Annotated in this window: 25 protein-coding genes and 1 pseudogene; 10 read left to right on the top strand and 16 right to left on the bottom strand. The window is 53.4% G+C overall.

The annotated features are described in order from the left end of the window. Positions 1 to 356 precede the first annotated feature (356 nt). On the bottom strand, positions 357 to 1,757 hold the full coding sequence (locus AC1UKS_RS13315) for a PTS transporter subunit EIIC (RefSeq protein ID WP_482433989.1): 1,401 nt from the start codon (positions 1,755 to 1,757) through the stop codon (positions 357 to 359). A gap of 292 nt (positions 1,758 to 2,049) precedes the next feature. Between AC1UKS_RS13315 and AC1UKS_RS13310 the strand changes: the two genes are divergently transcribed. Then, a complete protein-coding gene (locus AC1UKS_RS13310) occupies positions 2,050 to 3,249 on the top strand; it encodes an enolase C-terminal domain-like protein (RefSeq protein WP_482433987.1) in 1,200 nt (399 codons plus the stop codon). Here AC1UKS_RS13310 and AC1UKS_RS13305 read toward each other — a convergent pair. Together AC1UKS_RS13305 and AC1UKS_RS13300 are read right to left on the bottom strand one after the other, a co-directional pair. Then, a complete protein-coding gene (locus tag AC1UKS_RS13305) occupies positions 3,246 to 3,962 on the bottom strand; it encodes a GntR family transcriptional regulator (RefSeq protein ID WP_482433986.1) in 717 nt (238 codons plus the stop codon). The two genes, AC1UKS_RS13310 and AC1UKS_RS13305, sit on opposite strands and share 4 nt — an antisense overlap. A gap of 31 nt (positions 3,963 to 3,993) precedes the next feature. After that, on the bottom strand, positions 3,994 to 5,184 hold the full coding sequence (locus AC1UKS_RS13300) for a benzoate/H(+) symporter BenE family transporter (RefSeq protein WP_482433985.1): 1,191 nt from the start codon (positions 5,182 to 5,184) through the stop codon (positions 3,994 to 3,996). 95 nt (positions 5,185 to 5,279) lie between these two features. Here AC1UKS_RS13300 and AC1UKS_RS13295 point away from each other — a divergent pair, with 95 nt between their 5' ends. From AC1UKS_RS13295 to AC1UKS_RS13275, 5 genes and pseudogenes are all read left to right on the top strand, one after another. Further along, positions 5,280 to 5,837 (top strand): helix-turn-helix domain-containing protein, encoded by a 558-nt coding sequence (locus AC1UKS_RS13295; protein WP_482433984.1) that lies wholly within the window; start codon positions 5,280 to 5,282, stop codon positions 5,835 to 5,837. Positions 5,838 to 5,949: 112 nt separating this feature from the next. Further along, complete coding sequence (gene pepT / locus AC1UKS_RS13290; protein ID WP_265910161.1) at positions 5,950 to 7,179, top strand: peptidase T; 1,230 nt, start codon at positions 5,950 to 5,952, stop codon at positions 7,177 to 7,179. A gap of 150 nt (positions 7,180 to 7,329) precedes the next feature. Then, a pseudogene (locus AC1UKS_RS13285) lies at positions 7,330 to 7,809 on the top strand (Hcp family type VI secretion system effector). 50 nt (positions 7,810 to 7,859) lie between these two features. After that, entirely contained in the window at positions 7,860 to 8,222 is a 363-nt protein-coding gene (locus tag AC1UKS_RS13280; protein WP_482433983.1) for a tlde1 domain-containing protein, read from the top strand. Further along, on the top strand, positions 8,219 to 8,716 hold the full coding sequence (locus AC1UKS_RS13275) for a hypothetical protein (protein ID WP_482433982.1): 498 nt from the start codon (positions 8,219 to 8,221) through the stop codon (positions 8,714 to 8,716). Before AC1UKS_RS13280 ends, AC1UKS_RS13275 begins: the two co-directional genes overlap by 4 nt. A 143-nt stretch (positions 8,717 to 8,859) precedes the next feature. Here the strand turns inward: AC1UKS_RS13275 and AC1UKS_RS13270 are convergent, their stop codons facing one another. The 8 genes from AC1UKS_RS13270 to rluE form a co-directional block, all read right to left on the bottom strand. After that, on the bottom strand, positions 8,860 to 9,987 hold the full coding sequence (locus AC1UKS_RS13270; RefSeq protein ID WP_482433981.1) for a ribosomal protein uL16 3-hydroxylase: 1,128 nt from the start codon (positions 9,985 to 9,987) through the stop codon (positions 8,860 to 8,862). Positions 9,988 to 10,089: 102 nt separating this feature from the next. Continuing rightward, positions 10,090 to 11,550 (bottom strand): two-component system sensor histidine kinase PhoQ, encoded by a 1,461-nt coding sequence (phoQ, locus tag AC1UKS_RS13265; protein ID WP_013201711.1) that lies wholly within the window; start codon positions 11,548 to 11,550, stop codon positions 10,090 to 10,092. Positions 11,551 to 11,554: 4 nt separating this feature from the next. Further along, positions 11,555 to 12,223: a two-component system response regulator PhoP gene (phoP, locus tag AC1UKS_RS13260; RefSeq protein WP_322874482.1), complete on the bottom strand. Its 669-nt coding sequence runs from the start codon at positions 12,221 to 12,223 to the stop codon at positions 11,555 to 11,557. Between the two features lie 127 nt (positions 12,224 to 12,350). Beyond that, positions 12,351 to 13,721: an adenylosuccinate lyase gene (purB, locus tag AC1UKS_RS13255; RefSeq protein ID WP_265910166.1), complete on the bottom strand. Its 1,371-nt coding sequence runs from the start codon at positions 13,719 to 13,721 to the stop codon at positions 12,351 to 12,353. A gap of 28 nt (positions 13,722 to 13,749) precedes the next feature. After that, on the bottom strand, positions 13,750 to 14,394 hold the full coding sequence (gene hflD / locus AC1UKS_RS13250) for a high frequency lysogenization protein HflD (RefSeq protein ID WP_265910167.1): 645 nt from the start codon (positions 14,392 to 14,394) through the stop codon (positions 13,750 to 13,752). Between the two features lie 73 nt (positions 14,395 to 14,467). After that, on the bottom strand, positions 14,468 to 15,571 hold the full coding sequence (gene mnmA / locus AC1UKS_RS13245; protein WP_206403124.1) for a tRNA 2-thiouridine(34) synthase MnmA: 1,104 nt from the start codon (positions 15,569 to 15,571) through the stop codon (positions 14,468 to 14,470). 57 nt (positions 15,572 to 15,628) lie between these two features. Next, the gene (locus tag AC1UKS_RS13240) at positions 15,629 to 16,105 is read right to left on the bottom strand and encodes an NUDIX domain-containing protein (RefSeq protein WP_013201716.1); all 477 of its coding nucleotides are present in this window, start codon (positions 16,103 to 16,105) and stop codon (positions 15,629 to 15,631) included. Positions 16,106 to 16,138: 33 nt separating this feature from the next. Then, the gene (gene rluE, locus AC1UKS_RS13235; RefSeq protein ID WP_482433979.1) at positions 16,139 to 16,771 is read right to left on the bottom strand and encodes a 23S rRNA pseudouridine(2457) synthase RluE; all 633 of its coding nucleotides are present in this window, start codon (positions 16,769 to 16,771) and stop codon (positions 16,139 to 16,141) included. 132 nt (positions 16,772 to 16,903) lie between these two features. Between rluE and icd the strand changes: the two genes are divergently transcribed. Both icd and AC1UKS_RS13225 read left to right on the top strand, forming a co-directional pair. Continuing rightward, positions 16,904 to 18,154, top strand: a complete 1,251-nt coding sequence (gene icd, locus AC1UKS_RS13230; protein WP_013201718.1) for an NADP-dependent isocitrate dehydrogenase — start codon at positions 16,904 to 16,906, stop codon at positions 18,152 to 18,154. Positions 18,155 to 18,177: 23 nt separating this feature from the next. Then, positions 18,178 to 18,408 (top strand): hypothetical protein, encoded by a 231-nt coding sequence (locus AC1UKS_RS13225; protein ID WP_482433978.1) that lies wholly within the window; start codon positions 18,178 to 18,180, stop codon positions 18,406 to 18,408. Between the two features lie 83 nt (positions 18,409 to 18,491). Here AC1UKS_RS13225 and AC1UKS_RS13220 read toward each other — a convergent pair whose 3' ends face one another. The 4 genes from AC1UKS_RS13220 to AC1UKS_RS13205 form a co-directional block, all read right to left on the bottom strand. Further along, positions 18,492 to 18,905 (bottom strand): type II toxin-antitoxin system HicB family antitoxin, encoded by a 414-nt coding sequence (locus AC1UKS_RS13220; protein ID WP_482433977.1) that lies wholly within the window; start codon positions 18,903 to 18,905, stop codon positions 18,492 to 18,494. Between the two features lie 72 nt (positions 18,906 to 18,977). Continuing rightward, entirely contained in the window at positions 18,978 to 19,160 is a 183-nt protein-coding gene (locus tag AC1UKS_RS13215; protein WP_482436981.1) for a type II toxin-antitoxin system HicA family toxin, read from the bottom strand. Between the two features lie 122 nt (positions 19,161 to 19,282). Further along, positions 19,283 to 19,801: a P-loop nucleotide/nucleoside kinase family protein gene (locus tag AC1UKS_RS13210; protein WP_482433976.1), complete on the bottom strand. Its 519-nt coding sequence runs from the start codon at positions 19,799 to 19,801 to the stop codon at positions 19,283 to 19,285. A gap of 221 nt (positions 19,802 to 20,022) precedes the next feature. Continuing rightward, entirely contained in the window at positions 20,023 to 20,853 is an 831-nt protein-coding gene (locus tag AC1UKS_RS13205; protein ID WP_482433974.1) for an alpha/beta fold hydrolase, read from the bottom strand. A gap of 384 nt (positions 20,854 to 21,237) precedes the next feature. On the opposite strand from AC1UKS_RS13205, the gene AC1UKS_RS13200 reads away from it, so the two are divergent. Together AC1UKS_RS13200 and AC1UKS_RS13195 are read left to right on the top strand one after the other, a co-directional pair. Next, the gene (locus tag AC1UKS_RS13200) at positions 21,238 to 21,549 is read left to right on the top strand and encodes a putative holin (RefSeq protein ID WP_482436979.1); all 312 of its coding nucleotides are present in this window, start codon (positions 21,238 to 21,240) and stop codon (positions 21,547 to 21,549) included. Continuing rightward, complete coding sequence (locus AC1UKS_RS13195; protein WP_482433973.1) at positions 21,536 to 21,823, top strand: phage holin family protein; 288 nt, start codon at positions 21,536 to 21,538, stop codon at positions 21,821 to 21,823. Before AC1UKS_RS13200 ends, AC1UKS_RS13195 begins: the two co-directional genes overlap by 14 nt. Positions 21,824 to 21,831: 8 nt before the next feature. On the opposite strand, the gene AC1UKS_RS13190 is transcribed toward AC1UKS_RS13195, so the two are convergent. Beyond that, positions 21,832 to 21,969 carry a hypothetical protein gene (locus AC1UKS_RS13190; RefSeq protein ID WP_482433972.1) on the bottom strand — a complete coding sequence of 46 codons (138 nt, stop codon included), beginning with the start codon at positions 21,967 to 21,969 and terminating at the stop codon, positions 21,832 to 21,834. Positions 21,970 to 22,026 lie beyond the last annotated feature (57 nt).

Raw genomic sequence — 22,026 nt, 5'->3', positions numbered from 1 at the left:
CCCTGTCGCCGAAGACTCGCTATCAACCTTCTCTCCCTTCCTCTAAGGTTATTGCCGCCTGGTTAAAGGGGGCTGCACACGTCAAAACCCTTCGCGGCGACATATTTCAGAATTGGCGTCCGACAGGCCCAGCCACCGACACCGTGGCACCGTGCTGTTCTTGACCTGTGCGTCCACGAATCCAATCAACGACGCAATTGTTATTGGGTGGCGGCTTAGAGTGCCTTAGCCGAGTGTCTGCGGCAGGGATGCCGCAGCCAAGCCTACAGGGATGTATTTACGGCGTCTCGGATAAGGCACTCTATGCTGACGCCGTGCCACCGCGCCCGCCTTTGACCTCACCCCCTCATCCCCCTTCATGCCTCGCCCTCAACCACCTGCTCAGCACTCTCCGCCGGTTTATTCCTTACCAACAACATCGTCAGCGTAAACGACAACACCAACGCTATTGCTACGCCCATTAACGCGAAAACGAAATAGGGGCCGATGTAGGCGGGCAAACTGAAAATGCTCGACAGAATATAACCGTATAACCGCACGCCGAAGAAGGCGATAAAGGCCGAGGCTAATGAGCTGGCAATGGTCGCGGCGATAAACGCTTTCTTATAACGCGTTAACACCCCAAACAGTGCCGGCTCGGTAATTCCCAATAACGCTGAAATCGCTGCAGAAAGCACCACGGACTTCTCCTGACGCGTCTTGCAATGCAGCCAGATGGCGAAGGTTGCACCGGCTATCGCCATATTGGCCATAAACATCATCGGCATCAGCATGTCATAGCCGCGATCGGTAAAGTTCTGCAACGCAATCGGCGTCATGGCGTGATGCATTCCCGTAAGAATCGCTACCGGACGGATGGCACCGACCACCAGACCCGCGAAGCTTGCCGAAATGCTAAACAACCCTTCGATAAACCAGGCCAACAGCTTGCCCAGCCAGATGCCCATTGGTCCAATCACCACCAGCGCGACTAATGCGGCAATAAACAGCGTCAATGTCGGGGTGAATACCGTTTTAAGCACGTCCGGCATAAACCGGTCGACCCAACGATGGATATAACTGAGCGCCAGTACAGAGAAAATAATCGGGATCACGCTGGAGGCGTAATTAAACACCGATACCGGCACCACGTTGAGGAAGTAAATAGTGTCCACTGCGTCAGATGCATGGCTGGCCAACGCTTTCGCTGCGTCAATCAGCGAAGGATACATCAGACAGGCCGCCACTGCCGCAGCCAGATACTCGTTGGTTTTGAACATCTTCGCGGCAGAAATTGCCAGGAAAAACGGCAGAAAATAGAACACGCCGCTGGCAATCAAATCAATCACCACCACCGTATCGCTGCTGGCCGAAATCACCTTCAGGGCAATCAATCCTGCCAGCAACCCTTTGATCATCCCGGCACCCGCGATGGCCGGTACAATTGGACCAAATACCCCCGAAACCGTATCCATAAACAGCGAAATCAGCCCTTTTCTGGCTTTTCCCGCAGCGGGTGGCCGATCGGCCTCCGGCGACACCTGAGGCAAAATCGCCTGATACCACTCATTGACCTTCGGCCCGATAATGATCTGAAACTGATCGCTCTGAATCTGTGCGCCTAATACACCCGGTAACGCCTTAATATCGGCCTGACGTATTTTGCTCTTATCAACCAGATCAAAACGCAGACGGGTCATGCAGTGCCAGACTTTATTTATATTTCCGGCACCCCCTACCAGCTCTATTATTTTTTGACTTGTCGCGGTAATTCCCATAAAGCCTGCTCCTGAAACGATCTGATATTCCAGGCGAAATAGTAGAGAAACCCTCAACCTATAACAAACCAATAAATGTTGACTCAGCTCACAATTCGCCATCAGTAGGCGCTAAAAGACAGGGTAATCAAGAATTGGTCTGGTTTTTTGCGAAAATCATGAGGCTTTTCAGACCAAAAAAAACAGACGAAAAAAAGGGTTTACGCCAGCCGATAAATAGCTTCATAGTACTGCACATTAACCGGGGAAAACCTCTTCAGTGAACACCTGATCCAGACCGGAGCCTATTTTAATGTCACCCACGCTGATTAAAAATATTGAATGTTTTATCACTAAGCCTGACCGCCACAATTTAATTGTGGTCCGTGTAACCACCGATAAAAATATCATTGGTTATGGCTGCGCAACCTTCCAGCAACGCCCACTGGCGGTGAAAACCATGGTGGATGACTATCTTAAGCCGCTGCTGATTGGCCGCGATGCCAATGCCATTGAAGATTTGTGGCAGATGATGATGGTGAATGCCTACTGGCGGAATGGCCCGGTGATCAACAATGCGGTCTCTGGCGTGGATATGGCGCTGTGGGATATCAAAGGGCAGCTGGCCGGTATGCCGCTTTATCAGCTCTTCGGCGGTAAATCAAAAGATGCTATCGCCGTATACAGCCACGCGTCGGCGGAAACGTTGGAAGGCCTCTATCCACAGATCGATACATTACTCGCCGACGGTCATCGGCATATTCGCTGCCAGCTCGGCTTTTACGGCGGTACGCCGGAAGGGATGCACAGCACCCGACAACCCACGCCGGGCGCTTACTTCGATCAGGATGAATATATGGCCAACACCGTGGCGATGTTTAAGGCGCTGCGGGAAAAGTACGGCAATCGCTTCCATATCCTTCACGACGTCCATGAACGCCTGTTTCCACAGCAGGCGATCCAGTTTGCCAAAGCCGTTGAACCTTATCAGCCGTACTTTATCGAAGATATTGTCTCGCCTCAGCAATCCGGCTGGCTCGAGCAGGTGCGTGCCCATTCCTGCGTGCCGCTGGCGCTGGGCGAACTGTTTAACAATCCGGCCGAATGGCACGACCTGGTGGTTAACCGTCGGATTGATTTTATCCGCTGCCACGTCTCTCAACTGGGCGGAATCACCCCGGCGCTGAAACTGGCGGTGCTCTGTCAGGCATTTGGCGTGCGGCTCGCCTGGCATGGGCCGCCGGATATGACGCCAATTGGCGCCGCGGTGAATACCCATCTGAATATCCACCTGCATAATGCCGCGATTCAGGAATTCAACCCGTATGGTGCCAATACGCTGAAGGTCTTCCCACAGGCTGCACAGGCGGAGCAGGGCTATCTCTATCCGATAGATCGGCCGGGCATTGGGGTGGGCTTTGAACAACAGGCCGCAGAAGCGTTTCCGGTAGCGTATCGCGCGCATGAATGGACGCAAAGCCGCTTACCCAATGGCGCCATGCATACGCCTTAACCCGAAGACTGGCGGAAGGTCAGGCTGTCGTGATTAAACGGGATGACGTAGGTGCAGTTGTAATGGATATCCACCACCTCGCTGATCTCAAATACGCGGCCGCCTTCCAGAATTCCCCTGGTGTTGATCTGCATCGCCGGAATGCCTTTTTTGCAGGTGAGCAACGCCGCCTGCTCTTTACTGACCGCAATCGCCTGATAACTGGTGAGCAGATGCGAAATGCGGAACCCGCGGCTCAAAACGTATTTTTGCAGTGAACTCTCAATAATGTGCTGGTTGAGATCCGGAAAATCGGTCACCGGCAGCTTCGACACCTCAATCTGCGTGCGTACATTATCCACGTAACGTACCCGGCAAAACTGCCAAATCCACGCGTCTGCCGCCAGGCCAAATACCTGACGCTCGTCTTTATCCGGCAGCTTTTTATGCAGACTGATCAGCTTAAAGCCAATCTGGTCGAAACGCTTTTCGGTAATCGAGTTAAAGACCAGGGGATTGGTGCGGGCGCGCTCGCTGATATAGATGCCCGATCCCTGCACCACATTGACCACGCCAATGCTCACCAGCTTCTCCAGCGCCTGGCGGATGGTAAAGCGCGACACGCCATACTCTTCCGCCAGCTGTCGCTCTGGCGGCAGCTTACGCTGCGCCGGATCGTGCTGTTGATAGATTTTGCTCAGCAAATCCTGAGTCACAAAGTCTTTCTTTTTCATCGTGCTGCCACCACTCGCTTGGGGATAACGACTATACCTCAACGGGCTTTTTCTTTGGCAGGGAAAGGATCAGATGGGTGATCACGCCGCCCACCAGGCCCCAGAACGCGGCACCCACACCGAGCAAACTCAGCCCGGACGCGGTGATCAGGAAAGCGATCACCGCCGCTTCCCGCTGTTTCTCGTCGGCAAGAGCACGTTGCAGACTGCCAGCGATGGTCCCCAGCAGGGCAAGGCCGGCGATAGTGTGGATCAATGCTGGCGGCAGGGCGCTGAATAACTGCCCAATCGCGGCGCCAAATAATCCTGCGAGCAGGTAGAAAAAGCCGGCGCAGGCCGCACCCCAGTATCGCCGCTGGGGATCGGGATGCACATCAGGCCCCATACAAATCGCGGCGGTAATCGCGGCAATACACACCGAGAATCCGCCAAAAGGTGCCAGAAGCAGCGAGGCCAGGCCGGTCCAACTCATCAACGGGGAAATGGGTACCTGGTAACCGGCGGCTTTGAGGGTAGCAATGCCCGGCGCATTCTGTGACGCCATGGTCACCACAAAAAACGGGATGCCAATGCCGAGCAGCGTTGAGAGGCTAAACTCAGGGGCAATAAATTGCGGCAGGGCAAAGCGCAACGGCTGATGGGAGAAGTGGATCTCACCGCTGAAGCCTGCGATCAGCAGCCCGGCGACCAGCGTCAGCACGATGGCATAGCGGGGCAGATAGCGCTTTGCCAGCAGGTAAGCCAGACACATGCTGGCGGTGAGCGGAAAGTTAAGCTTCAGCGCGCCAAAGGCATCCAGACCAAACCGCAGCAGGATCCCGGCGAGCATCGCGGCAGAAATCGCCTGCGGGATATAGTTCATCAGCCGCGCAAACAGACCCGTCACGCCGCACAGGAAAATCAGCCCTGAAGCGAAAATGAAGATGCCAATCGCTTGTGCAATCGGCGTGCCTGGCAGACTGGTCACCAGCAGGGCCGCGCCGGGCGTTGACCAGGCGGTCAGAATCGGCGCGCGGTAGTAAAGCGACAGTCCCAGCGATGTCATGCCCATCGCCAGGCCGAGCATACTTAGCCAGCCTCCGATTTGCAGCTCAGAGGCACCGGCGGCACCCGCAGCCTGAAAAATGATCGCCGCTGAACTGGTATAACCCACCAACACGGCAACAAAACCGGCCGCGACGGCCGGGAAGGTCAGATGCTTAAAGGAAAACGGCGGGCGCATGGCAAGTTCCTGTTTGTACGTTATAACGCACACGCTACCACTGTGCGTTATAACGTACAAGCGCTATACTGAGCCCCGGAATGACTGGAGGATTGATGGAACCCGACCTTGGACACACGTTGAAATCACTGCGAACGTCGCGCGAATGGAGCCTGACGGTGGCGGCGGAGCAGACTGGCGTCAGTAAAGCCATGCTCGGGCAGATAGAGCGCGGCGAATCCAGCCCGACGGTGGCCACGCTGTGGAAAATCGCCACCGGCTTTAACGTCCCGTTTTCACTGTTTATCACCGCGACCACACCGCCATCTTCAACAGAGGTGCAACGCAGTGGTTCCATTGCCAGCTGGCAGCAACACAGCGGCAATATGCAGGTCACGCCGGTGTTTCCTTTCGATCCCCAGTTGGGATTTGATATGTTGGCCGTCGAGCTGGCGGCGGGCGCATCCAGTGACTCTTCGGCACACGACCACGGGGTAATCGAACATGTGATCGTGCTCAGCGGCAAATTGTCGCTAGAGGTTAACGGACGCTGGCACAGTTTGCAGACCGGGGAAGGATTACGTTTTCAGGCCGACTGTCCGCACAGCTATCGTAATGAAACCGATCGGGTGGTTCACTTCCAAAGCCTGATCCACTATCCCAAAACCCACTAAATACCGTCAGAAGGCAACAACAGCCGGGTAACTTGCCGCAGTAGTGACCTGGAGCAATATTCTGATGGGTGAGGTTTCACATACTACGCATTCGCATTCAGAGGGACGGCAGATGAATAACTTACTCGATCGCTTCTTAAACTATGTTTCTTATGACACGCAGTCGAAAGGCGCCGCACGTCAGGTGCCGAGCACTGAAGGACAGTGGCAGCTGGCGCGCGTGCTGCAGGCGGAGCTGACAAGCCTGGGCCTCAGCGACATTACGCTCAGCGATCGCGGCATTGTGATGGCGACGCTCCCCGCGAATGTCGACTGGGACGTGCCGACGATTGGCTTTATTTCGCATATGGACACCTCGCCGGACTTCACCGCGAAACACGTTAATCCGCAAATCGTCGAAAATTATCGCGGCGGCGATATTGCCCTCGGCATTGGTGATGAAATTCTGTCGCCAGTGATGTTCCCGGTATTGCACAGCCTGATTGGCCATACGCTTATCACCACCGACGGTAAAACCCTGTTGGGCGCTGATGACAAAGCCGGCGTTGCCGAAATTATGACCGCGCTGGCGCGGCTGAAAACAGAGAATATTCCGCACGGTAGAATCCGCGTGGCCTTTACGCCAGACGAAGAGATCGGTAAAGGCACCAGCTGTTTTGATGTGGCGGCTTTTGGCGCCGAATGGGGTTACACCGTGGATGGCGGCGGTATGGGTGAGTTCGAGTTTGAAAACTTTAACGCGGCTTCTGCGACGGTCAAAATCACCGGCAATAACGTTCATCCCGGCACCGCTAAAAACGTGATGGTGAATGCGCTGGATTTGGCGATGCGTTTCCATGCGGCGATGCCGGAAAAAGAAGTGCCGGAACACACGTCGGGCTATGAAGGTTTTTACCATCTGCACAACATCAAGGGCAGCGTGGATAAAGCCGAGCTGCACTACATCATCCGAGATTTTGATTTTGACAGCTTCACCGCCCGTAAGCAGTTGATAAGGGATCTTGCGGCCACGCAAAGCAAAAATCTGCAGGCGGGTTGCCGTATCGACGTTCAAATTGATGACAGCTACTTCAATATGCGCGAGAAGGTGGAGGCCCATCCCCATATTGTCGAGCTGGCGCTGCAGGCGATGCGTGAGTGCGATATTGAACCGGAGGTGAAGCCTATTCGCGGCGGCACCGATGGCGCGGCATTATCCTTTATGGGGTTACCTTGCCCGAATCTGTTTACCGGCGGCTATAACTACCACGGTAAGCACGAGTTTGCCTCGCTGGATAATATGGAAAAAGCGGTGACGGTGATTATGCGCATCGCTGCGCTAACGGCAGAAAAAGCGAAATAAGTGCACAAAATAAAGGCCGATGCGATATCGGCCTTTTTGTTTTTTTACCCGCAATAATATCGCTAATGGCCTCCAGTTTGACTTTAGTCAAGCCCTCTCGGATTAATTACAGTAAATTCAGATTTTTACTCAACATGGAGGTTTACGCTTATGGCAATCCCCGCTTATCTATGGTTGAAGGACGACGGTGGTGCGGATATAAAAGGTTCGGTTGATGTTCGGGATAGGGAAGGAAGTATCGAAGTTCTTAGTTTCATGCATGGCTTAAGTATCCCTACTGACTCCCATACTGGGAAACTCACCGGGACGCGCATTCATAGCGCATTAGAATTCGAAAAAGAATTCGATTCATCCAGTCCCTACCTATATAAAGCAGTCTCATCCGGTCAGACACTGAAGTCAGCAGAAATAAAATGGTATCGAATTAACTATGCAGGTCAGGAGGAAGAATAATTCAACATGTTCCTTGAAAAGGTAAAGGTGGTGTCCGTGAATCCGCTTATGCATAATATTAAATCGATTGAAAATATGAATCATCTTGAATCAGTCACGTTACGATATGAAAAAATAACCTGGAAATATTGTGATGGAAATATTCAGCATTCAGATTCCTGGAAGGAACGCGCATAATTTATAATGTCATGGCGCAATCTCTCCTTGCGCCATCAATAGGAGGTTACATGACATGGATTTATGATGTCAGGAAAAAATATTTCACACTCAATGGAGACTATAAGTTCGATGCTCTTTATGCTGGCGCTGAAGGATATAAAGACGACCCCGGTTTAGGGTGTGAGGTAAACAAAGGTCCGCTGCCAAGAGGGAAATACAAGATTGGTAACCCTGTGGCAAAGCACTCCACAGCGGGTCGGTTTGTTCTGCGTTTAACTCCTTATGCCGGCAATAATATGTGTGGTCGTGCCGGGTTTCTTATACATGGGGATAATGGTCATGGTACAGCATCTAATGGATGCATAGTCGCGTCTTTCATTGTCAGAAAGGAAATTGCAGACAGTGGCGACAAGGAGTTGATTGTACGATGAAACTGCGAATTATACTCATATTCACATTACTCTCTTTGTCCTGCTCATCTTCTGGCGTAAAAAATGAAGAAGAAAATTTGTTTAATAAAATAACACTAGCCGCAAAAAAAGATGATATACAAAGTTTATCAGACGTTGATTATGATCAGTTAACTCACTACATCTCTGAGGGTAAAGCATACTGGGTTGATCTCTACCCAACACTGACAAAACCGCCATTTCTGGGTATTACCTCTTTGCAAGAGGGTTTGAATATATCGATGGCGTATGCACTGCCTGAAAATCCTTTAGAGGTTTTGAAGTTCCTTGATGAATCAAATATAGGCGCTATATGTGGTGCGCCGTTCATCGAACCCTCCAGCGATGAAGTGATGGAATACTTATCGAAGGCCAATATAGCACTTAATAAATTACCTTCAGGAGCGTATTGGAAAAACAGATGCATTTTAGAATTAAACAAAACTAAGTCGAATAACACAACTACCGTCAGGTAACAAACTACAAGTACCCTCCTTATCAGGGAATGATGCCTTACGCGGGAGTTATAACGCCAAAAAATTCCGTCTGTTTAATGAACTGCACCTTACTCTGTTAGCTATGCAACTTTTGGGGTGCAGATCCTATTCAGGGCTGTCTACTAGTCTTCGTCGCCGAAGTACCAGTAACCGCTGTTCACCAGTGCCGCCAACTGAGCCAGGAAAGACGGATCGTCCAGCGCCTCGGCCAGATCCTCTGCGCCAAGCTGATGCAGGTTAGCAATGGCGGTCAGGGCTGCATGATGTGGAGATTCCATCTGCTCGCCGTTCACAAACACCGCAGAGCCGATAGTCAGCACCCGGAGACCGCCAAGGCGCGATAACTTATCGCCCTGCTGCAGCGCATCGTAAATCTCATCTGGCTGATACGGCGGTTCTGGCGGAGCCACGTCCAGCTCATGGCGCGATTGCGAAATAAACTCGCCGAACCACTGGTTGAATTGTTCCGGCTGGTTGATCACGTCGATCATCATCGCGCGGATGCCTTCCAGTTCTTCGGGAAGGATTTCAGCTTTGTGTTCACGTGCCGGCACATCCGGATCGCTGAAGCGGTGGCTGCCTAATTCACGGGCGATAGCATAATCAGCGAAGCCGCTGATCAGTTCACGGCCGCTCGGTGCACGGAAACCAACAGAGTAGTTGATGGCGTTTTCCAGCGAGTAGCCTTCATGCGGGAATCCCGGCGGAATATACAGAATGTCGCCTGGCTCCATTTCTTCATCAATGATCGCGTCGAACGGCTCAACCTGTAGCAGGTCAGGGTGCGGGCAATGTTGCTTTAACGGCACCTTATCGCCCACGCGCCAGCGACGGCGGCCGGTGCCCTGAATAATAAACACGTCGTACTGATCGAAGTGGGGACCCACGCCGCCGCCAGGGACCGAGAAGGAGATCATCAGATCGTCGGTACGCCAGTCAGGCAGGAAACTAAATGGGCGCATCAGCGCGGCAGAAGGCTCGTGCCAGTGATCGACAGCCTGCACCAGCAGCGACCAGTTGTTCTCACCAAGGTGATCAAAACTCTCAAAGGGGCCGTGGCTGACCTGCCATTTTCCGTCCTGATGACTGACCAGACGGCTGTCGACTTCGTTTTCCATCGCCAGCCCGGCCAGTTCGTCCGGGGAGATTGGGTCAACGAAATTTTTAAAGCCACGCTTAAGCACTACCGGACGTTTCTGCCAGTAACGCTGAATAAAATCTGCGCAGTTGAGATCGAGTTGATAATCCATGAAGGGAGTTCCTGAAACGCTGAATTTAATCGATTATAACAGTGCCGGGCGGGGTCGGGGTACCCATTTTCCCGGCACTGCTCAGGGAAGCGGCGGTCGTCACTATTCGTCGGTGTGTAAGACTTCCTGACGCCGGAATATCACTTCCATCCGCGCGCCACCCAGCTCGCTGGTGGAGGCGACGATGTCACCGGCATACTGCTCAAGAATATCTCTCGCTACCGCTAAACCCAACCCCTGGCCTGGACGCAGGGTGTCGGCTCGCTGTCCGCGGATAAAGATCATGTCCCGTTTACTTTCAGGAATGCCCGGACCGTCATCCTCAACAATAAGATGCAGCTCTTCGTCGGTCTGACGCACGCTGATTTCGACAAATTCCAGGCAATATTTGCAGGCGTTATCCAGCACGTTGCCCATCACTTCCATCAGATCGTTATGTTCGCCAACAAAGGTCAGTTCAGGGGAGATATCCAAGGTAAGCACCACGCCTTTGCGCTGATAAACCTTATTCAGCGCTGAGCACAGGCTGTCCAGCAGCGCCGGAACCGAATGCAGTTCGCGCTTCAGCACGTTGTGGTCGGCCTGCATGCTGGCGCGGTGAAGATAGTAGCCAATCTGCTGCGAAATACGACTGATCTGCTCAAGCATGATTGGCTCGGCCTGCTCAATCGACAGATTCTGACCGCCGCGCAGCGAGCGCAGGGTGGTTTGCAGCACCGCTAACGGGGTTTTCAGACTGTGGGTTAAATCACTGAGCGTGGTGCGATAGCGGGTATATCGCTGACGCTCGTTATCCAACAGCAGGTTGAGGTTGCGCACCAGGCTTTTTAATTCCTGCGGCGGCCGGGGATCCAGCGTGTCGCGCGTGCCACCTTCCAGCTCGCGAACCTGCGCCGCCAGCGTGCCAATCGGGCGCAGACTCCAGTGCGCGGCCAGCCATAACAGGGGGATCACCAGCAGCAGGTTCACCAACAGCACATAACTGAACCATGACCAGACCACGTCTGAATGCTGCAATTCCTGCGGAATGGTATCGACCACGACGATGGTCAGCGCAGGCAGGTTCGGCGTGGCATCATAACGGTTAACCGCCACCGAATGGGTGAAGGTGTCGTTATTATCATCGTCGTACGCGGTCAGTTTGTTCTGCGCTTCGGTATTATTTCCCAACGCTTCCCGACTGGTGCTGTTGTCGGTATCGATCTCGTAGAAATCCGAACTTTTCAGCCATTCGCGCTTAATCTTATTGCGGATTTCCGGCACGTCGCGCAGTTGCCACAGCAGCTTGCCTTTCTCGTTATAGATATACACCAGCGTCGGGAAGTTTAGCGAAACCCGCTCTGGCTGGGCGATGGTTAATTTACCGTCCTGCCACTGCGCAAGGGTGAAGAACAGGTTACTTTCACCGCGCATCACCCGGTAGGTGTTTTTATCGAAGCTCATTACATAGCCGACCACCGCCACCATCCCGTAGGAAAGTGACAGGATCAGTACCACGGCAGCAGTAGCCACAAGGAAGCGGGCGCGGAGCGAGAAGGGCGTTTTCGGGCGGAAGTCTGGCATCTGTTTACAAATCGAACCTGTAGCCCTGACCGCGCACGGTGGTGATCACATCCAGCGGATGTTCAGCCTGCATTTTCTTGCGCAGACGGCCCATCAGGACATCGATGGTATGGCTTTCACGCAGTTCAGCATCCGGATAGAGCTGCAGCATCAGCGAATCTTTGCTGACCACTTTGCCTGCATTGCGGATCAGCGTTTCAATGATGGTGTATTCAAACGCGGTCAGCTTAATTTGAGTGTCGTTAATGGTCAGCTCACGGCGTGAGAGGTCGACCTGGAAAGGCGCTAACGAAATAATTTGTGAGGCCAGACCGCTGTTACGGCGCATCAGCGCCTGCATGCGGGCAACCACTTCTTCAATATGGAACGGTTTGGTGACGTAATCATCGGCACCGGCTTCCAGCGCTTCGACCTTTGCCTGCCAGCCTTCACGCGCGGTCAGCACCAGAATTGGTTGCTTAACATCTTCGCTACGCCAGCGGCGGATCAGCGCCATGCCATCTTCATCGGGCAGGCCTAAGTCAACCAGAGTGATATCAGGCGTGTGTTCGTTGAGGAAATAGTCGGCTTCTTTCGCATCTTCAGCGGCATCAACCTGATGGCCCATCTCCCGCAACTGTACGGCGAGATGGTGACGAAGCAGTTGATTATCTTCCACAACCAGTACGCGCATAATTTATCCTTTCTTTATGACAGTGTTACGGCCCCAGAGCCTTGTTATAAGTCTTTGCAGAGTATAGGTGAAAGCAGATAAACAGCAGGTTAACGCGGGCCGACTAGCGCCGGCCCGAAAGGCAGTATTACTTCAGGTCGTCGACCATCTGAATTGCACGGCCGATATAGTTAGCCGGGGTCATCAGTTTCAGGCGGGTTTTCTCTTCTTCCGGCAGCGCCAGGCTGTCGATAAAGTCCTTCATGCCTGCAGCATCCACACGCTTGCCACGGGTCAGCTCTTTCAGCTTCTCATATGGCTTTTCAATGCCGTAACGGCGCATCACCGTCTGAATTGGCTCAGCCAGCACTTCCCAGTTGTGATCCAGCTCGTCCAGCAGACGGTCACGGTTCACTTCCAGCTTAGAGATGCCTTTCAGCGTTGACTGATAAGCGATCACCGCATAGCCGACACCCACGCCAAGGTTACGCAGCACGGTGGAGTCAGTCAGGTCGCGCTGCCAGCGTGAAACTGGCAGTTTGCTTGCCAGGTGTTGCATCATGGCATTGGCCAGGCCCAGGTTACCTTCTGAGTTTTCGAAGTCAATCGGGTTAACTTTATGCGGCATGGTGGAAGAACCGATTTCGCCAGCGATGGTTTTCTGCTTGAAATGGTTCAGAGCGATATAACCCCAGACATCACGATCGAAGTCGATCAGGATGGTGTTGAAGCGCGCCATGCAGTCAAACAGCTCGGCAATGTAGTCGTGCGGCTCGATTTGCGTGGTGTACGGGTTCCAGGTGATGCCCAGACCGGTGACAAAGCTTTCACTTAGTTCATGCCAGTCCACTTCCGGGTAAGCAGCGATGTGTGCATTGTAGTTACCGACAGCGCCGTTGATTTTACCCAGCATTTCAATGCGTTCCAGCTGACGAAGCTGACGCTCGAAACGGTATGCCACGTTCGCCATCTCTTTACCCAGCGTAGACGGCGTGGCCGGCTGACCGTGGGTACGGGAAAGCAGAGGAATATCGCGGTATTGCACGGCCAGGTCTTTCACGGCGGTAATGATCTGGGTCCAGTAAGGCACGATCACTTCACGGCGTGCGGTTTCCAGCATCAGTGCGTGAGACAGGTTGTTGATGTCTTCAGAGGTACAGGCGAAGTGGATGAACTCAGAAACCGCATGCAGCGCGGCGTTTGGCTCCACCTTCTCTTTCAGGAAGTACTCAACCGCTTTCACATCATGGTTGGTGGTGCGTTCGATGGTTTTGATGCGCGCTGCATCTTCCACGCTAAAGTTGCTGACAATCGCATCGAGGAAAGCGTTTGCGTCGGCATCAAATGCAGGAACTTCCTTGATCTCTGCGCAGGCGGCCAGTTTCTGTAACCAGCGAACTTCCACTTCCACGCGGAATTTCAGCAGGCCAAATTCGCTGAAAATGCCACGTAACGGGGTGATTTTGTCGCCATAACGGCCATCAACGGGTGAGACGGCAGTCAGAGAGGATAATTCCATCGGTGCAACTCCTGGATCGGTTAACAAATTAGAGTGAAGACTCGGGCATACGGGACAGCATCTGCTTCGCCTCGGCGGCGAGGCGATTGCGTGAAAACATTAACTGCAGGCGACCGCCGCCGACCTGGTGCCAGAGTACCGCAGAACGGATGCCGGCAAGCAGGGTGGCGCGGACTTTGCTCTGGATCTGCGCATTCTGCAACACGGCGGGCGAGCCGGTAACCTGAATGCGTGGACCGAGCGGGCTAATCACATCGACATAAATGGCCGCCATGGCGCTCAGCAGCGTGTCGGAATCTAAATCATAGTGCGCCAGCTGGCGATCTAACTGGCTGACGCGCTGAGAAAGGTCGTTCAGCGCGGTCTTATTGGCGCTGAGCTTACGCTCCAGCACCATCATACTCAGCGTATAGCGGGTCAGTTCGGCACCGGCACCGTGGCGGCTGCTGCTGTTTAACACTGCCAGCAGCGACTCAAGACCGAAGCGCAGATTGGCTTCTTCATTACCATAAATCGCCAGCGTGGAGGCCGGGTTAAGATCGACCACGCTTTGCAGCGAGGTTTTCAGCGGCTCTGCCGGACAATGGCCCTGATGCGCCAGTTGCTGGACCAGATGAGCAGACTGGCAGATGCCCGCGAGGGCCAGCGTAATATCGTAATAATTCTTCGCCACGGTAACTCCTGTAAATCCCCTTATTCAGGGGTTACGCCAGTATGCTGTTATCATTCTCAGGGGCAGCGTGGGCTTAAAGCAGCGGCATGCGTGCTTCGATAATCCCACCGCCCAGGCAGATTTCATCAAGGTAAAACACCGCAGACTGGCCCGGTGTGACAGCGGCAACCGGCTCGTCGAAGCGGACTTCAATCCGATCTTCGCCTAATGGCGTCACGGTGCAAGGAATATCGGCCTGGCGGTAACGGGTTTTGACCGTGCAACGCAGCGGCGCCGTGAGGATTTCGCGGTCCACCCAGTGCAGCTGTTGTGCCACCAGGCCAACAGACATCAGGCGCGGATGCTCATGGCCCTGTGCCACCACCAGGATGTTATTGGCGACATCTTTATCGACCACGTACCAGGGTTCTTCGCTGCCGGCTTTGGTGCCGCCAATACCCAAACCTTTACGCTGACCCAACGTATGGTACATCAGGCCCTGGTGTTCGCCGACCACTTCTCCTTCGGCATTTAAAATCGGACCTGGCTGAGCCGGTAAGTAACGGCCCAGGAAGTCACGGAATTTGCGCTCGCCAATAAAGCAGATGCCGGTCGAATCTTTCTTCTTAGCGGTAATCAGCTCAAGTTCTTCGGCAATGCGACGCACTTCCGGTTTTGCCAGTTCGCCAACCGGGAACAGGCTTTGTGCGATCTGCTCGTGGCCAAGGGTATAGAGGAAGTAGCTCTGGTCTTTATTATCGTCCAGGCCGCGCAGCAGGCGGCTTTTGCCATCGACATCCTGGCGACGAACATAGTGACCGGTCGCGATAAAGTCGGCGCCCAAATCTTCGGCGGCAAACTCGAGGAAGGCTTTGAATTTGATCTCTTTGTTGCAAAGAATATCCGGGTTAGGCGTGCGTCCGGCTTTGTACTCTTCCAGGAAGTGCTCAAAAACGTTATCCCAGTATTCGGCAGCAAAGTTTACCGTATGCAGGTAGATACCTAATTTGTCGCAGACCGCCTGCGCATCGGCCAAATCTTCCGCGGCGGTACAGTATTCCTCACCGTCGTCCTCTTCCCAGTTTTTCATAAACAGGCCTTCAACCTGATAGCCCTGCTGTTGCAGTAACCAGGCGGAAACCGAGGAGTCAACACCGCCGGACATACCGACGATCACTTTTTTCTGGCTTAGAGACATGAGAAATACCCGACTTTAGTGGCAGTTAAAGGCTGCCCTGTAAAATTGCGGCATATTCTACCACGCGTCTGCCGCGGGCGCATCCTCGCTAAATGGCCACTGAAACGCGCTCAGCACCTCCAGTGGATAGCGCGGCCCCTGCTGATAAATGCGGATACTTTCCGCAACCAGCGGAGAACGGAGCTTTTTCGCGTTGAGGATCTCGTCCGGCGGTAGCCACCAGCAGCGATCGATATCGCGATCCTGCGGGTACGTCGGCAGCACGTTCGGTAAATCCAGCGCGAACAGAAAGCGTAAAAACGGCGTATTATCCGGCGCGATCCATTGATGCAGGCGCAAAAACGCCTGCGGAACGCCTTCCAACCCCGTCTCTTCATACAGCTCGCGCACCGCGGCCTGCAGCAGGGTTTCGTTAGCTTCCAGATGACCGGCAGGCTGATTCCAGGTCGCGCGTCCTCTTACCATCTCTTCCACCACTAAAAATTGCCCTTCGGCTTGTACAACGGTGGCCACGGTGACGTGGGGTTTGAACATGGCTGACTCCTTGCGGGTAATGGCTTAAGTGGCTCAAAGAGGAAATTCGGCGGTGACGTCTCGCCATTCGCCCGGCGGTAAATCCTGCAGCATCTGCGTGCCCATCGCAAAACGAATCAAGCGCAGGGTAGGGAAGCCAATCTGCGCGGTCATCCTTCTGACCTGGCGATTACGCCCCTCGTATAAAGTGATCTTTAACCAGCTGGTGGGAATGGCTTTTCGCTCACGGATCGGTGGATTACGCGGCCATAACCACTCCGGTTCGGCCACTAACTCTGCGCCGGCGGGCAGGGTCGGGCCATCTTTCAGATTAATGCCATCCCGCAGCGCCTGAATATGGCTGATATCGGGGATGCCTTCCACCTGGACATAGTAAATTTTTCCGGTGCGTTTTCCGGGCTGAGTCAGCGTGGCCTGCAGCGCGCCGTCGTTGGTCAGCACCATCAGCCCTTCGCTGTCACGGTCCAGGCGTCCTGCGGCGTAAACACCGGCCACCGGGATGAAATCCTTCAACGTACTTCGTCCCGCTTCATCGCTGAACTGGGGCAGCACATCAAAAGGTTTGTTAAAAATAATGACACGGCGTGGACCTTTATCGACCTGACGGGCGCTAGAGGACGGGCTGAATCGTTTAACGCGGTGATTCTTAACGGAAGATTTTCGCATATGCTTTGCACTTTAAAACCATGAGCGCATTATACCGCAATCCGGAGATGATTGGCGCGACGTGAATATTCAAGTAGTATTGACGCGCATCTTACAAATCATTAACAAAAAAAGCGCTCGAAGGAGAGGTTAATGGAAAGCAAAGTAGTTGTTCCGGCGGAAGGTCAGAAAATCACCCTGGCGAATGGAAAACTGAACGTACCTAACAACCCTATCATCCCTTTCATTGAAGGTGACGGTATCGGTGTGGACGTTTCTCCAGTGATGATCAAAGTTGTCGATGCCGCTGTGCAGAAAGCTTATAACGGTGAGCGTAAAATTTCCTGGATGGAAATTTACACCGGTGAAAAATCGGTAGAGCTCTACGGCCCGGACGTTTGGTTGCCAGAAGAGACGCTGGACCTGATTAAAGAGTACCGCGTGGCGATCAAAGGCCCACTGACCACCCCAGTCGGCGGCGGTATTCGTTCCCTGAACGTGGCTCTGCGCCAGCAGCTTGATCTCTACATCTGCCTGCGTCCGGTGCGTTATTACACCGGCACACCAAGCCCGGTTAAGCGTCCAGAAGAGACCGACATGGTCATCTTCCGTGAGAACTCTGAAGATATCTATGCGGGTATCGAGTGGAAAGCCGGTTCTGCAGAAGCGGATAAAGTGATCAAGTTCCTGCGTGATGAAATGGGCGTGAAGAAAATTCGCTTCCCAGAGCAGTGCGGTATCGGCGTTAAGCCGTGTTCAGAAGAAGGCACCAAACGCCTTGTTCGCGCTGCCATCGAGTACGCCATCACCAACGATCGTGACTCGCTGACGCTGGTTCACAAAGGCAACATCATGAAGTTCACCGAAGGTGCCTTCAAGGATTGGGGCTATCAGCTGGTGAAGGAAGAGTTCGGCGGTGAGCTGATCGACGGCGGCCCGTGGATGAAGATCAAGAACCCGAACACCGGCAAAGAGATCGTGGTAAAAGACGTGATCGCCGATGCGTTCCTGCAGCAGATCCTGCTGCGTCCGGCTGAATATGACGTTATTGCCTGTATGAACCTGAACGGTGACTACATCTCCGACGCCCTGGCGGCGCAGGTTGGCGGTATCGGTATTGCGCCTGGTGCAAACATCGGTGACGAGTGTGCACTGTTCGAAGCGACCCACGGCACAGCACCTAAGTACGCTGGTCAGGATAAAGTGAACCCAGGTTCAGTGATCCTGTCCGCAGAAATGATGCTGCGTCATATGGAATGGTTCGAAGCCGCAGACCTGATTGTTAAAGGCATGGAAGGCGCAATCGCTGCCAAAACCGTGACCTATGACTTTGAGCGTCTGATGGATGGCGCTAAACTGCTGAAATCTTCTGAGTTTGGTGACGCAATGATCAAACACATGTAAGTGTGTTTGCTGGCGGGAGCATCATGCTCCCGCTCTCTAAAATTGCTCAATGGCTTTGTTCTGCAAAACCTCTGCAAAAATCTTCTGCGAAAATTCGTCAAAATCCGCTCTCAACATCGTATGCAATTCATGCCCTTTTAGCTGATGCTAAAGCCGTTATCGATCAATTTCAGCGTAATGTTATTGCTGGCAAACGTCGTTGTCGCTCAACGCCACTGTCGTATATCAATTGCCTGGGTAAACACCGCTATTGATTCAGTCGGTACTGAAGCACTGTTACTGGACGATGCCACGCGCTTTGTCGACATCGCCACAGAAAGTTCAGCCGAGAGGCAACCTAACCGGCACGACGCAGTTCTTTGCGTGTCGCCGCTGCAATAAATGCGCTGCGGCTGCCGTAGTCTGGACGACTTTTTACTGCAATATCAATCTGGTGTAATAACCGATGCGGCAATGTAATGTTTATTCTTTCGGCTTTGCCGTCAAATTTATCCATGTTGATGTCGACCAATACCCACTGGCCGCCGACGTATTCGTTCGCATTAGCGGCGACATGTTCCAGCATCGGGTGAGGAGCAGGAAGTTCTGCCCCATTTTCAGCCAGCGCCTCGAAATGGGCATCAATTGCGCTTCTGGCATCGGCAATTGCATCTTCGATTGTGTCGCCAGCGAAAATGCAGCCGTCAACATCTGGGAACCAACCACTGGCTGAGCCGTCTTTATCTACTTCGATGAAAGCTGGGTAATGCATAGGTGCCCCCAATTTAATATACATATCAGTTAATTTGTCTAAAAGGTGCACCCAAGTGGGGCGCTATCCTTATCAGGTAAGCCCTGCTTTTTTCAGTATTTGCCGCAGCGTACCGGTTTTAATATCTTTGCTGGGATGGGGCAGCGTTACGATGGCACACGAATCAGGGTGCTTGAACGTGTGGCGGCTGCCTTTGACTCTGGAAAGAATCCAGCCATTTTTCTCTAAAAGCCTGATCAGTTCGCAACTTTTCAAACGACCTCCATTTCGTTTGCTGGTGTACACATCGCACACACTTTATGGTGCGGTTCAATCCTTTGAGTGTAGGGTGTGCATTTTAATACCCGCCCCGGGTTTCGGTTGTCTACTAATTGTCACTAAGCATCATCAAACGAATGCACTATCACCCTAAACCCTTCATCAGCCAGCGGCGCTTCAAAGTAGCGGCTAATCAGCTCGAACTGCGCGTCGGTTGCGGCAAAGTCATGGTTTCCGCCGGCGTTTCTGGCCTGCAGGCGGGCCTTACAGCGGCTGTCAGCGACGTCAAGGTAATGCAGTTGCGATAGTGCAGAGGCTGATTCGGCGATCTCCCGCATCCATTTGCGTAGCGACAGCGTGTTGGCCGGGAAATCCAGCACCACGGAAAGGCCCGATTCCAGCAGCGCGATCAGATGGGGTGTCATTGCGGTACGCAGCTTCGCCGAACAGCGAACATAATCGGCCACGCTGTTCATTTCATCGCGGTACAACGCCGCCAGCCAGCGATCTTCAGAAATGAGTAGCGTCGCGGGCGCCTCAGCCAGTTGATGGGCCAGGGTCGATTTGCCGGAAGCCATTTTCCCACACAGCAAATGCAGGGTGGGGGAGGAAGCGTTTGGAAGGGAACCGGTAGACATTTTTAACCTCGCTGTATGTAACCAGACAAGGCGCCCGCCTTATCTGGCGGGTGTCGACTGAAAGACGAACGTTATCCCACCGGAATTACGGGTGTAATAATCATCATCGGGGTGGTAAAGGAATCAGGGTGCATGGTTTAAAAACTAGCAGAAGGCAGGGGGTGAAGTCTATCGCCGCGATCTGCACGGCAAAAATGGGGCATCCCGCCCCGCAGGCGCGATCAGCTTTTAATAAAGTTGAGCAAATCCTCATTCACCTGATCTTTATGGGTACTGCACAATCCGTGCGGCGCACCCGGATAGACTTTCACCGTTGGGTTTGGCAAAAGCTTAATCGCCGCTTCACTGGACGACTTCGGCGGCACAATCTGATCGTCGTCGCCGTATAGCACCAGCGTTGGGATGGTCATCTTCTTCAGGTCTTCACGTTGGTCCGTTTCGGAGAAGGCCGCCACACAGTCATATAACGATTTAAGCGATCCCTGCATTCCCTGCAGCCAGAAGCTGTCGCGCAAACCCTGTGAGGACTGCGCAGAGTCGCGGTTAAAACCATAAAAGGCGGTGGGGAAGTCCTTAAACAGTGAGGATCGATCCTTCAGCAAGCCCTCGCGGATCCCGTCAAATACCGTTTTGGGTAAACCGTCCGGGTTAAAATCGGTCTTAACCATAATCGGCGGCACCGCACCAATCAGTGCCGCTTTTGCCACGCGTGAGATGCCGTGACGGCCAATATAGCGCGCCACTTCGCCGCCGCCGGTAGAATGGCCGATATGCACCGCATCCTGTAAATCCAGCGCGGCGGTCAGTTCAGCCAAATCGTCAGCGTATTGGTCCATATTGTTGCCGTCCCAGGGTTGGGAAGAGCGGCCGTGTCCCCGACGGTCATGGGCGATCACCCGATAACCGTGCGAGGCAAGGAAAAACATCTGATCTTCAAACGCATCCCCGGACAAAGGCCAGCCGTGGCTGAACACTATCGGCTGGCCTTTGCCCCAGTCTTTATAGTAAAGGCTTGTCCCATCTTTGAGTTTTAGATAGTTACCTGATGACATTATTTCACTCCTCACGCAATTAACTGATTGATTGGGAATAACATTAGCTTTGGCAGGTCGGGCTGTTAAAGGCTAGTTCATAGCCTTGAAGTTGTCGCATCGCGCGCGGTGAATTCGCCGGAGTTCAGGGAAAACAACGGCATAATCAGCGCCAAAAAATAATGAATTAAAGTGCTCACGCGTACGCATTAAGCGATCTAAGGTATTACTATCAGCAGCAACAGCGCGAACTGACGAATTCGTCGAACCCTGGCCCCGGCCGGGGTTTTTTATTGCTCAAATCCTTGAGAAGACGCTGTAGCAAAAGGGGGCATTATGGTCGGGAACTTACTCGCCGTTAGCGCAGGCGCGGCATCTTCAGCAGGTTCATTGTTGTCCGGTCCGATGGCCGGCATCAATTATGGGGTGTTATTCGGTGCCTTTGCGGGGGCTGTTTATTATGTTGCCAGCGCCGTCGATCTCAGACTGATTGTGCGTGCAGCCTATTTCCTTGTCTCGTGGATTGTGGGGGTGTTTGGCTCAGGGCTGGCAGGTGCCAAGCTGGAACAGTTATCGGGCTATACCGACCGTCCGCTGGATGGGCTGGGAGCCATATTACTTTCCGCCGTGGCAATCAAAACCTTAACCTTATTCAGTGAGCATGATCCGGTCACCTGGCTGGCACGCCTTAAAGGAGGTTTCCATGGTAACAAATGATCCTCTGGTACTCACCAATGTCATCACGGCTACCGCAATCGCGCTGCGGTTAATGATGTTCCGCAAACCTGGCGCCCACCACCAATGGTGGGCATCGTGGCTGGCCTATATGATTGTGCTGGCCTATGCCTCGATTCCTTTCCGCTATTTCTTTGATGCTTACGCCCATGCCAGCTGGGCGTCGGTGATGGTTAACCTGATTTTTGCCGCCGCCGTCTTTCGGGCGAAGGGCAATGTGGCGCTGATGTTTGCCGTGCTGCGACCACAGAAATAGGGTAGCCGTCACTCTTTCACCCCTGGCGGCAGCGTCAGGGCTTTATCAATACGGCGGTTGCTGCCGGTCAGGGCTTGAGTGAGCAGGCGATCCAGTTTTTTGCAGGCCTCGCGATAGCGTAGGGCCCGGCGTTGTCGTGAGTTCATCAGTGCACCTCGTAAAGGAGAGTATCGGTAAACTAACCTTAGAGGGGTTTTTTATAT

The organism is Erwinia sp. AK-PDG3-5 (assembly GCF_056821705.1).
This window is presented reverse-complemented; position numbering and strand designations above follow the sequence as displayed.